A 13,015-nucleotide genomic window follows, 5' to 3' on the forward strand; every position below is an offset into this window, starting at 1 on the left:
TTGCTTCTGATTGGCCTCGGCGTTCGACCAGGCCAAACACCAAAGGCGAAGTTGTTCACCCGCTACACGGTGACCGGTCAGCGGAATGGTATTGTCTTCACTGCGAAGGCAAAATCACGGGCGCTCAAATCGCTGACAATCTTTGGCACTGCCCCAGTTGTGGTGCGTCTCCTCTGAATATCTTCACTTCGCCGTGGTGGTTGGAAGAAAGCGATGAGGAGCCTCAGGCTGTAGAATGCTCCGCCGATTGGAAACGGCCAGAGCCCGAGGTCGACTTGGTGGATTCCAGGCCAACCCTGAAGCTGAATGAGGACAGTATTTCCTTGTTTCTACGGATTGCCCTTCTTGAAGATGCCACCAACCCGGGAGAGCGGCTCGGTGCTTTGCTGGCTGAGATCACTGTCGATGATGAGAACGATGCTTGGATCACCTTCGATGAAGACCTTTGGCCTGAAGGCAAGGACCCGGATGCGGCCATCGCGGTTGCCGACAAACTTGGTATCGAGCTCGAGCTTGCAATGACCTGTATGACGTCTCCGTTCACTTGGCCGGGTTTGGGACACGTAACTGCCAGCACCAGCGAGTATCTCGGGCATCTTCTGGACGCATACGAAGAACATGGGGTCATTGTTCGCAAAAGTGATGACCATGAGTGATTGAGCGCCACTTGGCTCCACCGGCAATTTCGGTGGAGCCTTGGTGAATCATCTCGGGTACGCTCAGTATCTGCGCACCGTCACGCGCTTCACTCAAAACCATCAGCTCACCGATCCGCTGTTGAAAGACGACATCCTCGACCACCATCGTCACTTGCGCGTGGATTTGGATGCCAAGTCCGTGACCATCAAGCGGCAGATAATTTCCCACAAGTCGTACTTTGCCTGACGCACAGATCGGAGCAGTGCCCTGCCCTCTCACTTTGCCGACGCCCACATTTCGGTTCTCATCCCTCGGCGCCTGCCCCGCCCGATTGACCCGGACACACTTAAAGTCGTCTTGCACGCAGAATCTGGGCTGACTAGCGTCGCAATGAGGCCAGTAAGCCTTGGTCCGACATGACAAAAAACCGAGCCTTAGGTCTATTTGTGGGCTTTTCAGATGAGGCAAGCAGCTCTGGTCATTCGGCAAGTCAGCCTATGAAGTATTCTTTTGCGCGTGAACCTTCGAATTGGGCGTCGCAATCACCCTTTTTGCCAACTTTCCTCACCACACTTACCTCAAACCGCCCTGAGCGGATCAACCCCGCAAGGGGGTTCCCCTATGCTGCGCTACGGTGATCCGCGGTCGCCATGAGACGTGCTCAATTCGTCACTTAGAAAAAGGAAAATTGACATGACACTCGAAGGTACAATCACCCGCACAAACGAAAACACTTTCACCGGCTGGATCGCCTCCCTGACATTCGATGTCGACATCGCAATCTCAGAAAACCCTCACAAGAAGACCGAAAAGCACCCAGACTTTGAAATCACGGCCAAATCCACGCGCAATCGCTCCATCCGCATCGGCAGTGCCTGGAACGCCACCAGCCAAGCTGGCAATGACTACCTCTCCGTGGCAATCAACTTTGGCGCCGGAGAAATTCGTGCCAATGCCGTCAAAACCGAGAACGACGGCGAATACCGCTTCATCCCCTACACAAATTGATCAGGTTAGGCGCGGACCAGGTCCGCGCCTTTCACACGATTTTGTCGCCACAAAAGCACGGGGACAGGACAGCTGTTTTGGCGCAACTATGAAATCGATGGGACAGCCGTTGCGTTCATTGTTTCAAATCGCCATTGTACGTAATTGGTTTTCAACATTTTTTTCTAAGAAATTAGAATGCTCAAACTTTAAGAGCCGCGTGTAGAGAAACTGCTATAAATAGAGCAGTGTGACGCTCCCTGCCCTGCTTGTGAATTGAACCGATGCCAAACGACATAAACGAAATACTTAGACAAATCGGCCCCGCTCTTACAACCAAATACATCGCCCGGCTCATCGAACAAGGCGTGCGTCCTGCAACCGCGCGCAAACAAGTACAACGGGCTACTGTTGGCTATCACAAACTCGCAGGCCTACGGTTCGAGAAAAACACTCGCTTCATTTTTCGCGCACAAGACTACGACACACCTGCCTTTTGGCGGAATTTGGAAGCGGCCTTCTATACGCATGGAAAAAGCTATTGGGGAGCAGTCGTAAACCTACGCGCCAGAGGCGGCATCTGTCGGAAAGAACGGTTTGCGCAGATTTCTGGGGCACCAATCCTGCGCAAAGGCCAGCTTTCGCCAGACGTCATCCTGGACCGTCTCAAGGCCGTGAATATCCTCGACGAAATTGTTGACGGTGAGCAGACCTTTATTCACTTCAAACCTCGATTTATGCGAACAGCACCCCTTGAAATGATCAGGGCCAACGAGCTCGTGGAGTTTGTTGCGCTTCACGGCATTCAGGTGTGGGCCAAACGGCTGGGTCTTGGCAGCTACAACCAGTTTAACATGCGCGACGAAGACACCCCGCCGATTGTCTCGGGCATGACATTTGATCTGAGCGCTCCGGCCTACTTCCGCCCCCTTCTCCAAATGATGGACGGCAAGCCAAAGCCTGGCTTCTTGGTATGCGATATCAACCTGCAAGACGTCATTACAGAACCGGAGGTCGAGGCCTTTGTGCGCAAATGCGACGGTGCCGCATTCTCTCCGAAAATCGGTCGGATCATGCCGATGCTCGTCGCGGATCTCTTCTCAACATCAGGACTGGCCTTGGCCAAGCGCAAGGGCATACTCGCAATAACGCTCGAAAACCTCTTCGGCATCGAACTTGCCAAGGCACTGCGAGATCTCGTCAAGTTGCTCACCAATGCCGGCGCGACGGCCTCTGTCAATCCTGAGCATCTCTCCCAAGTCATGCGCGTCCTTACAAAGGTCCAGGGAGCTTCGGCAAACTTGCGTGGTGCACTCTTTGAGCTCGTGATCGGAAGCTTGGTGAAAGACGTTGAAGGTGGATATCTGAAAACCGGGCAGAGAATCCGGGAAATGGACACTGGCCTCAAAGCTGAAATCGACGTTCAGCTCGACAAGGAGAACAATGCTGGCTTTCTAATCATCGAGACCAAAGCAAAGCTACCCGGAGCTCGCGTCAGCCAAAAGGACGTAGAGCGGTGGTATTCAAATCGTGTTCCACTCATCTACCGCATTCTCAATACAGGCTACAAGAAAGTCGAACGTCCTTTTCACTTTGAAATCTGGACCAATGGTACCTTTGCCGCGTCAGCTCTGACATGGTTAGAAGCTCAACCAAAGGCACGTGACGGCTATACCGTCGGCTGGAAAGACGGCGCAGCCCTAAAGACCTACGCAGATCGCGCATCGAATGTCTCTTTGCGTGAAATGCTAAACGAGCACTATTTCAGGAGCGCGTTAACGTCGGTGGTTAACTCGGACGTCGTTGACGATTGATGATTGATGATAGGCTTAGATAGCATATTCATATCTTAGGATGATAACTGCCTCTGCAAAAGCTATTCAGGGGCTCCTGCCCCGCCCTGAGGGCGTGCCAACGCCGCTCTAGGCTTCGTCCGACAGGCCGTCCTGCGCCCAGAACACCGCTCCCCTACCCCATTGATCCAATAGGCGCCCTCCAGTCTCAAAGATGAGCCAGGATGCCTTCTTTGTCTCATATGGGCTCTGAGGCGCTGTGATCTGCCCATTCGGGTCACGATCAGCTGGTGAAACGGATCTCGCCCGATCCTGTCTCAATGGTCCCTTGGGGTTCGCGCAAGCGCGATACGCCGCTGCGGGACAGACGCTTTAGAACCCGCTGGGTTCTCGCGCGCGCAACCCCAAAAGAGCAAAACCGTGTCCTCGGGCTACGCCTGCGGGCCGCACCACTTTCGCGCTTTTGGGGTGTGCGCTTGCTCACTCCGGCACTTCGCCAGTGGGTCAGGTTTTAGAGACGACGCCCTCAAGGGCTTTTCTCAAAACCAGACGACCAAAAGGGCAACGACCCCACCCACACCACAAAGGAGTAAGCCGATATGGCCCAAGCAAACGAAGATCGCAGCGAAGCTGAAACCAACGCAACCATTGCGGAACAAAACGACAGGTTTCGCACCACTTGGGGGGCAGATTTTACTGTTCCCGGTCAAATCATGTTGACGCGCGGCGTGGCCGATCTGTCGCCAGCCGCCAAAGCCATCATTATGCAGCGGGTGCAAACCTTCTCAGAGTTTACCGAAGACAACGATCCCTACGGCGATCACACCTTTGGGGCCTTTGAGTTCGAGATCGCGGGCAACAGCTACCACATATTCTGGAAAATCGACCTTTACGACAAGGACTACAGCATGGGCAGCGATGACCCAGCAAACGTGGCCGTCACACGGCGCGTACTCACCGTCTTACACGCCTCTGAATACTGAACGCGATGCACCCTTAGTTCGGGAGCATCCACTCAGTGCCAGCCCTTCAAATCAACAATCGACGGGCGAGGCACATTCAACCCATCACCTCAAAACAAGGATAAATTCCATGAATGATCAATCAAACATCCCCGTCACCTTTGAGGAAATCCCCTTCGCTGACTTGCATATCTCTGACCTCAATCCACGAAAGGTTGTCAACGAGGCCAGCATCATCACGCTTGCAGAAAACATCCGCGCTTACGGTCTTATTCAAAACCTCGCAGGCTTTCGCGAAGAAACAGGCGTTGGCGTGGTTGTGGGTGGACGTCGCTATCGTGCCCTCGCATTACTGCAAGATGATAAACGATTTCAAACGGTTACCGTCAATATGGCCCCAGATCAGGCGACGGCAGAGTATTGGGCAACGTCCGAGAATGCACAACGCGAAGCCTTGCACCCCGCCGATGAAATCCAAGACTTTGGCGCAATGGAGAAACGTGGAGCCACCGTCGCCGACATCGCTACGGCCTACGGCGCAACCGAGGCCCATGTCTATCGCCGCCTTGCACTGGCCACCCTCCCCTGCCCCGTCATTGACGCTCTGCGCAGTGGTGACATCAGCCTTTCAAATGCCGCTGCCTTCACCATCAGTGATGATGAAAAATTGACACTTGAGGTTTTGGAGAACGTGCGCGGCGTCGGTGAAAGCGATCACCGCATCAAAAAAATGCTCAAACCCGACGCCATCAAGGACAGTGATCGCAAAGCCGTCTATGTCGGCCTTGATGCCTACAAGGATGCCGGAGGCCGCACGAGCAGCGATCTCTTTGCAGACGAGGTCCTGATCGATGATCCCGCCATCTTAGATGACTTGTTTGGCAAAAAGCTGGCAGAAGCGTCGGAAGGCTTGATCGCCGAAGGCTGGAAATGGGCTGAACCCATCAATGACAGCTACATCGGATGGTATCAGATCGACGAGATGAAGCTGGTACGCATCTATGCGGAAAACGGCGATCTGACCGAAGAACAAGGCGAAGAATACGATGCCTTGGCCGAACTGGCCGAAAGCGATGTCTTGGACGACGAGGGCCAAGCCAAACTGGAAGCGCTGCAGTCGATCCTAGACGGGTCATTCACGGATGAGCAGAAAGCCCATGCGGGCGTCCTTGTCTATGTGGACAGTCGCGGCGAGGTGCAGTGTGAGACAGGCCTCATTCGCGGCACGGACAAGAAAGCAGCAATCGAGGCCGGCGTCTTGGCCAAATCCAACCACGCAGGCAGCAGTGGCACCAAGTCGTCCATTTCCAATAAGCTGCGTATCGATCTGGATCGTATTGCAACGGGATCGCGCCAACACGCGTCTTTACGCGATCCGGAGATGCTGCTGGCCCTTCTCGCGCTCCAGCTTTCTGGCAAGTCAGGCTACACAAACGTGCTGGGCTTGCGCGAAACCGAAGTGCCAAACGTACCCACGACCGAAATGGCGGGCTACGCGCTGGACGAGCGGCTCACCAAGGCGACCCGACCCGCCAAATTTGGCAGTGACATGGGACGCGTCTTCCGCGCCTACAAAGCAAAAGGCCCAGAATTCATCATGGAGGAAATCACCCGCCATCTCGCCTCCCTGCTGATGGTCGATGAAGACTTGGGCGAAACGATCGACAAAGCCGTCAAAACCGATATCCGTGAGAACTTCACGCCAACGGCAGCGAATTTCTTTGGTCGCGTCGGCGGGCCATACCTCGTCAATCTCTGGTGCAAGTTACTGGACCTCTCCGAGGATCATCCAACCGCAACCACCTTCGCCAAGCTGAAAAAGAGCGAAAAGGCCGAGAAGATGGAAGCGCTCTTTGGCGATCCCGAAATGCGCAACGCTCACAACATCACCGAAACCCAAGCCAAGCGCATCGACACGTGGCTCCCTGAAGGAATGGTTTGAAGAAAAGGCAGGGCGCTGACAAGCACCCTGCCCTAGCCTCTCCAATCCTTGTGGTGAGGATCAACTGGCTTCGCTGCGGCGGAGCCTTTTTTGCGTTCGAACGGCATCCGAACCAAACGCCCGCAGAATCCAATCTTGCAAGGGTGACCTGAACGGTCGGGGACAAACCCCCCTGCCCGTTCAGGCCCGGCGCTATTCGCGCGGAATCGCTAACGCGAAAGGAGAGCCGATTCGGGCCATAGAATTATCAACAACAATTTGGGCATGTCGTATTTCGACCTACCATATCTTGTCAAACGCCGCCGAAGAACTGATATTCTTATGATTATCAACCCTTTAGCCGCCAAACTTGGCCTCTAGATGCGACAACTGCCTCAGCTCCTCTTCAGTCAGAAAGCAAAAAAGTATTGTCTGTGTATAAGTTGCGTGCAACAAGACTACTTGTCGCAATGTGCCGCAAATCACGCATTTTAGCGACGAAACACTAATGACCCACTAAGAGGTCGTGAGGGCAGTATGGATTCGGATATAAAAACCGCACAAGCCAGCTCCATCGCAGCATCCATTGCCGCGAACGCTGCTCGTCTGTCAGAAGCGCTTAACAACCATATGCGCAATAGCTTCCAGCCCGATAGTAGAAAAGCACTGCGGAAATTCCATCCTGCTGAAGTTTCAGAGCTTACTGGCATCAGCATGTCAAACCTCAGAACACGCCATCAGGAAGGCGATTTCCCCGATGTAGAGTCTGATTCTAGGGGACGTAGACTCTATTCAGCCGAAGAAATCGACCAAATCCGCCATGTAATGGCTCGAACGGGCCGAAACGGGGAGGCTTATCTTCCTGGACGCCGTGAAAACGACGCCCTTCAGGTCATCTCCATCGTTAATTTCAAAGGTGGCTCAAGTAAAACGACGAGCGCTATCCATTTGGCTCAACGCTACGCATTACGAGGCTACAAAGTTCTTGCAATCGATATGGATCCGCAAGCCAGCTTAACCACAATGTTCGGTTACCGCCCAGAGATCGAATTCGCTGAAAGCGGCACGGTTTATGACGCTCTCAAATATGAAGACCCGGTTCCCTTGAGCCAAGTCATCCGAAAGACGTATTTTCACAACCTTGACCTCGCTCCAGCGGGTCTCTTGCTGTCCGAGTACGAGACCGAAACCGCCTATGCGCTTCAACACAAAGTTGACCCACCGTTTACTCAACGACTAGCGATAGCCCTTGATGAAGTTGAGGCCGAATATGACTTGGTGATCATAGATTGTCCGCCGCAGCTTGGCTTTACAACGATGACGGCTTTGTTGGCTTCTACTGGCCTTCTGATCACGGTTGTTCCCAGCATGTTGGATGTCGCATCTATGGCGCAATTCCTTGAAATGGCTGGAGAAACTGTCCAAACTCTTGAAGAGGCCGCAGGGCCAATCGATTGGAATTTCCTCAAATTCCTAGTTGCGCGATATGAGCCAACAGACGTGCCTCAATCACAAATGGCGGGTTTTCTGCGGTCCATTCTTCTCGATCAAGTCTTGACCACACCGATGCTCAAATCCACCGCGATCTCTGACGCTGGGATGACACAACAAACCATCTATGAACTGGACCCCTCACAGGTCGTAAAAAAGACACTAAACCGCATATTAGAGTCTGTTAATGGCGTTGCTGACGAGTTCGAAAAGACGATCCAGCAAGCTTGGGGAAGGGAAATTGACTAATGGCCCGTAGAAACCTGTTTCAGCCCCCTCCCCCGCCCGATGCGGACAACACTGTGGCACCGGCCGAGGAGCAAAAGGGACGCTTTCCCAATACCGGCGCGATGAGCGGCGTGAAATCCACCTTGAAGGATGTCGCGAGTAATGCCGTCAGAGAAATCTCCGTTGATGTAATTGAAGAGAATGGCCCCAAGGACCGTCTTTCATTTACCGATGCCGAGGTCGCGGCGCTTGCAGAAAGTATCAAGGCTCACGGCCAGCAAGTGCCGATTATGGTGCGCCCCATCGCAGACAAACCTGGGCACTACAAGATTGTCTATGGCCGACGCCGATTGCGGGCGTTGCGAACGCTCAGCATTCCCGTCAAGGCACTTGTCAGGTCATTGTCCGATGAAGAGGCTATACTTGCTCAGGGCCAAGAGAACACCCAGCGTTTAGACCCAAGCTTCATTGAAAAAGCGCTCTTTGCGGCTGAGTTGGCCAGTAGTGGCTACGAACAAGCGGTCATTCTCGATGCCCTTGCCGTGGACAAACCAATGCTATCACGCATGACCAAAGTCGCACGATCGGTTCCAAAGGCAATCATTGAGCAGATAGGCTCCGCTCATGGTGTTGGACGTAGACGTTGGGAAGAGCTCGCGGATCAAATCCGTGGTTCCGGTATCGACCTCAAGCAGATCGCCGCAAAGATTCGGTTTGATGCCGCCAAGAACTCCGACGATCGCTTCGGCCTCGTCTGTGACGCGATCTCTCAGGTGCTGAAACCTGAAGACGCACCGAAGCCGACACCTTCCTCAAACCTCTCCATCAAGCTTAGTGATGGGACGGCTTTGGCAGAGCTCAAGGAAACAGCGCAGGGCCTGACGTTCAAGCTGTCGAAGTCCGAGACACCAGAATTTGCTCAATGGATGCGTGACAATGCTGAAGCTGAGCTTACGCGCCTCTATGAGGCGTGGCAGTCAGAGCAAAAACCTGACTGAATATCGACCGAGCAGTAAAACTTAAAAAAGGAGCACGACCAACAACCCAAAAAAGAAAGAGCCCCCCAAGGTTTCCCTAGGAGAGCCCAATCTGTTCTTTGCACTTTCAGATTTACCAGCTTCTCCACGCCAGTCAACAACAACCGATTCGGTTGCCAGAGATTTGCGGCCTTTTTTCTGATTTTCAGTAATATCGGTGCCTTTCGCTACAGGTTGTCGTGAAAAAACATGGCATTTACACAAGCAACTGCACCCACTGGGCTGCGGACCAATGAACTATTGTCCGCGGACAATTCCCTTCCAGAGCGTCACATCGTCATAGCAACGCTCCGCAACGCAGCTCCGCGTCTCGGCCTTAGCGCGTCCGTAATTTCAACATTAGATGCGATGCTTTCGTGCCTCGCACCCAAACGCAATCACCACACAGTGTTTGCATCAAACTCGACGCTCATGTTTCGACGCAATGGCATTTCAGACAGAACGATCAGACGTCATGCTGCAACATTGCAGGAAACTGGGCTACTCGTTCGCCGTGACAGCCCAAACCGGAAGCGCTTCACTAAGCACAACCGCATTGAGGGTAAAGCTCTACGGTTTGGCTTCGACCTTTCACCGCTCTTTGACCGGCTTCACGAAATTGCAGCATTGGCAGCAGAGGTCCTGAGGGAGCGGGAACAGATCGATTACCTGCGCGCTAAAATCCGTGCTGCTGCGAATGCTAGCCTCGTCGATAACCCTAACGACGACAGGGCCCTCAACGTCTTCCGTATCCTTCGCCGCAAGTTATCGCTCCAGGACTGCGAGCAAATCCTCGCAAACCTGCCAGTTACTGAAGTTGAAGCTGAGGCACCAGACGATCAAACTCCTAGTTTAACGACAACTATGACCGACAGTGACGGTCAATTTGTCCGGCACCATCATAAGTCAAATAAAGAACATATTGATAAAGAAGGACCGAACATAAAAAAAGAAACACCCAGTACCAATGACGAAGCTCCCATCACGATCCCAGAATTGCTAGCTGCTTGTCCAGAAGCAGCTCAATTTTCGCTGAGAAGGATTGAAACAACTCATGATGCTGTTGCTCACGCCCGAACTCTTGCCCCGATGATGGGCATCACAAGTCAAAACTATGAAGCTGCTCATGAACGCCTCGGTCCTCTAAGAGCCGCAGCAACGGTATGGGCAATTATGCAGTTTCATGACAAAATCAAAGCTGTTGGTGCGTACTTTCGTTCAATTACTACTGGTTCAAAAAGTGATGGCTTTAGCCCAGAGAAGCTAGTCAGGCGACTTGCCAAGGGTCAGCCCTGTGCCGCTTGAACCAACTATTGTCCGCGGACAATTATTTTCAGCAGCCAATTGGTATCTGCAGCAATACCACTCCAAAACAATGTTACGGCAGTTAACGCCACATGGTCTCCTTCGTCAAAATGACCTCATTGTAACTGCGGTAGGGCAGGGGCCTCAATAAACCTCTCGTTGGTGAAAATGGGCTGTCATCTCGACTGTGACGCAAGGCGGGAACTCCCCGCCGAGCAGCAACGGATCACAGCCAGAACCAAAGACTGATAGCTTGGCAAGGAAGCAACATGCCAAGCTATGAAAAAAGGCTTTGAGGCCAGCGCTCAGTTTCATGATCTTAGGGTACCTCTTGAAGCGCACTGAGACGATCGGTAATCACCGCGGCTATGCCTTCAAGATAGCGCAGGATATTTCGAACAAGAGCCTCGATTGGCGTACATTGCTGAAGAAACCAAGGTTAAGTTAGGATCTCTTTGAAAACACACTAATGTCGGTGTTCTGAGCGCTGAAAATAGCGAACAGTTAAAGCGCGCACTCAATACCATTCTGAAACCCATCTGCGTGACACCGTCAGGAAGTTCGGAATAGTTCATTTATTTGCTGAGCAGTAAATATTGACATTTTGGTAAATATAAAGAATGTAGGCGTAAACCTATTGGACAGTAAATATGAGTGAACTAGCAAACATAGATCGAGAACTGATCGACAGCCTGAGCGACAGCTTGGCCGCGATCCCGGGCACTCATCTAGGTGAAATCTCGTTTGAACCCGAGATGTCTGGTCGTCTACGGCCTGATGTCATCTTCCAGCTCATGATTGGAGACCGGGAGGTTTCAATCGTTGCTGAGACGCGCGGCGATGTGTTTCCAAGGGACGCGCGCGAAGTTGTCTGGCAACTCAAGCAGTATCAACAGGACCTCGCGTCTTCTAACCAGCATTTCGTTCCGATGATCATTGCGATGTCTGTATCGGAAGGCGCAAGGTCATTTCTTCGGGATGAGCATGTTGCATATTACGACCTGAGCGGTTCCCTCTATATCGGTGTCGGCGACACCTTTGTGTTGATCGACAAGCCAAAGTCCAAGCGCGCTAAACGCAAGGATGTGAATATTTTCAAAGGATCCCGCGCTCAGGTTTTGCAGGCTTTGATTGCGCGAACCGATGAATGGGTGAGCGGGTCAGACATTGCCGATGAAGCTGCGGTATCGCCAGCAACTGTGTCGCAAACCCTCAAGGACCTTGAACGACGAGACTGGCTGCAGGCGAAAGGGGAGGGGCCTGCGAAACGCCGGAGATTGATCCGGCCTGACGATCTCTTGGACGCTTGGCGCGACAGCATCATTGCGGGGCCGGCAACAAAGCAAAGCCGCTACTATGCTCCCCGTATGAAACCCGAAGACATGGTTCACAAGATTCAGAGCGAACACGACCACAACGACTATAATCTGGAGTTCACCGGGCAGTTCGCTGCGCAATCCTATGCGCCTTTCCTCTCCAACGTCTCCAATCTTACGGTGCGGGTCACGGATAAGCGTTCACGTGAATGGCTTCTGTCAGTTCTTGGTGCACGTGAAGTCTCAGAAGGTGCGAACCTCACCGTGATTGATGCAAAGTCCAAACAGCTCAGCCGTGGGGTATCCAACAATCCCGAGAGACTTCTTGCATCTCCGCTCCAAGTCTATCTTGATCTGCTTGAGGATCATGGCCGCTCAAAAGAGATGGCTGAACATTTGAGAGCTCAAGAACTGGTGTGGCAATGAAGAAACCGACGGCCATTCAAGGCTACAACCAAACTGTGACAGAAGCGTGCGAACGCGTGCTGGTCACGCTTTACCGCCACCTAGGGCCGTGGCGCGAGTCCATCTTTCTGGTCGGCGGCCTTACGCCTCGATATCTCATTAAAGAACGCCCGCCAGCCGTGCCTGTGCATGCTGGGACCGGTGATGTTGATGTCGTCGTGGATATGAAACTGCTGGCGGACACTGAGGCTTATCGAACCCTCGAAGAAAATATCAGGGCAATCGGATTTACCCGGTCCGAAAACAACAAGGGCCAGAAATTGTCCTGGCGATGGCAACAGGAGCTTGTCGATGGGACCGTTCTCATCCTGGAGTTCCTAGCCGACGCAGGAGATGAGAAGGGTGGGGCACTTCGGGAACTGCCTTCTGAGGGGGCTGTTTCGGCAATCAATATCCCGCATTCCGCGATCGTGCTTGATCATCACGATACCGTTGAGATCACGGCGGAACTACTCGATGGCAGGGGTGTCACGACTGAAACCATCCGGCATGCCGACATCGTCAGTTTCACCTGCCTCAAAGCCTTTGCGTTTGATCATCGGGCTGAACCGAAAGACGCGCACGATCTTTGCTATTGTTTAGAGCACTTCAAAGGCGGAGCCGCGGCATTGCGATCAGCTTTTGAAGATGCACTGGCAGGCAACCATTCGGAGATCATTGAGCTGGCTATTGGGATCTTGAATCGGCGGTTCTGCGATGGTGAAGGCTTTGAAGGCTATCAGAAGGACGGTCCGGTCGCAGCAGCGCGATTTGAAGGTCCAGACGCTGGAGATGCGGATCGCCGGAAATTACGTCAACGTGATCTGAGCGCTGTTGTTCAGGATGCTCTCGCACCGTTCATCTGATCCTAGGTTACCATGATGGGTGATCTCACTCTTGCTTGTTCGGGACC

General features: G+C 53.0%; 11 protein-coding genes. All 11 read left to right on the forward strand.

The window, feature by feature from the left end; genetic code table 11:
- The first annotated feature begins 323 nt into the window (after positions 1–323).
- The 11 genes from AN476_RS17445 (at position 324) to AN476_RS17495 (ending at position 12,968) form a co-directional block, all read left to right on the forward strand.
- Positions 324–656, forward strand: a complete 333-nt coding sequence (locus AN476_RS17445) for a hypothetical protein (protein ID WP_216598390.1) — start codon at positions 324–326, stop codon at positions 654–656.
- A 43-nt stretch (positions 657–699) separates the two neighbouring features.
- A complete protein-coding gene (locus tag AN476_RS17450) occupies positions 700–885 on the forward strand; it encodes a hypothetical protein (protein WP_054463012.1) in 186 nt (61 codons plus the stop codon).
- Between the two features lie 447 nt (positions 886–1,332).
- A complete protein-coding gene (locus AN476_RS17455; RefSeq protein WP_054463014.1) occupies positions 1,333–1,647 on the forward strand; it encodes a DUF736 domain-containing protein in 315 nt (104 codons plus the stop codon).
- Between the two features lie 263 nt (positions 1,648–1,910).
- Positions 1,911–3,440, forward strand: a complete 1,530-nt coding sequence (locus tag AN476_RS17460) for a hypothetical protein (RefSeq protein WP_054463016.1) — start codon at positions 1,911–1,913, stop codon at positions 3,438–3,440.
- Between the two features lie 578 nt (positions 3,441–4,018).
- Positions 4,019–4,402 (forward strand): DUF3768 domain-containing protein, encoded by a 384-nt coding sequence (locus AN476_RS17465; protein ID WP_054463019.1) that lies wholly within the window; start codon positions 4,019–4,021, stop codon positions 4,400–4,402.
- Entirely contained in the window at positions 4,338–6,323 is a 1,986-nt protein-coding gene (locus AN476_RS17470) for a ParB N-terminal domain-containing protein (RefSeq protein WP_253279924.1), read from the forward strand. The genes AN476_RS17465 and AN476_RS17470 overlap by 65 nt, the downstream gene beginning before the upstream one ends.
- A 516-nt stretch (positions 6,324–6,839) precedes the next feature.
- On the forward strand, positions 6,840–8,042 hold the full coding sequence (repA, locus tag AN476_RS17475) for a plasmid partitioning protein RepA (RefSeq protein WP_054463023.1): 1,203 nt from the start codon (positions 6,840–6,842) through the stop codon (positions 8,040–8,042).
- Positions 8,042–9,019: a plasmid partitioning protein RepB gene (gene repB, locus AN476_RS17480; RefSeq protein WP_054463025.1), complete on the forward strand. Its 978-nt coding sequence runs from the start codon at positions 8,042–8,044 to the stop codon at positions 9,017–9,019. Before repA ends, repB begins: the two co-directional genes overlap by 1 nt.
- 228 nt (positions 9,020–9,247) lie before the next feature.
- Positions 9,248–10,342, forward strand: coding sequence for a plasmid replication protein RepC (gene repC / locus AN476_RS17485; protein WP_054463028.1), 1,095 nt, complete (start codon positions 9,248–9,250; stop codon positions 10,340–10,342).
- A gap of 650 nt (positions 10,343–10,992) precedes the next feature.
- The gene (locus AN476_RS17490) at positions 10,993–12,084 is read left to right on the forward strand and encodes a type IV toxin-antitoxin system AbiEi family antitoxin (protein WP_054463029.1); all 1,092 of its coding nucleotides are present in this window, start codon (positions 10,993–10,995) and stop codon (positions 12,082–12,084) included.
- Entirely contained in the window at positions 12,081–12,968 is an 888-nt protein-coding gene (locus AN476_RS17495) for a hypothetical protein (protein ID WP_054463030.1), read from the forward strand. The genes AN476_RS17490 and AN476_RS17495 overlap by 4 nt, the downstream gene beginning before the upstream one ends.
- Positions 12,969–13,015: the final 47 nt, after the last annotated feature.

It is taken from the genome of Phaeobacter sp. 11ANDIMAR09, assembly GCF_001294455.1.
Lineage (GTDB): Bacteria > Pseudomonadota > Alphaproteobacteria > Rhodobacterales > Rhodobacteraceae > Pseudophaeobacter.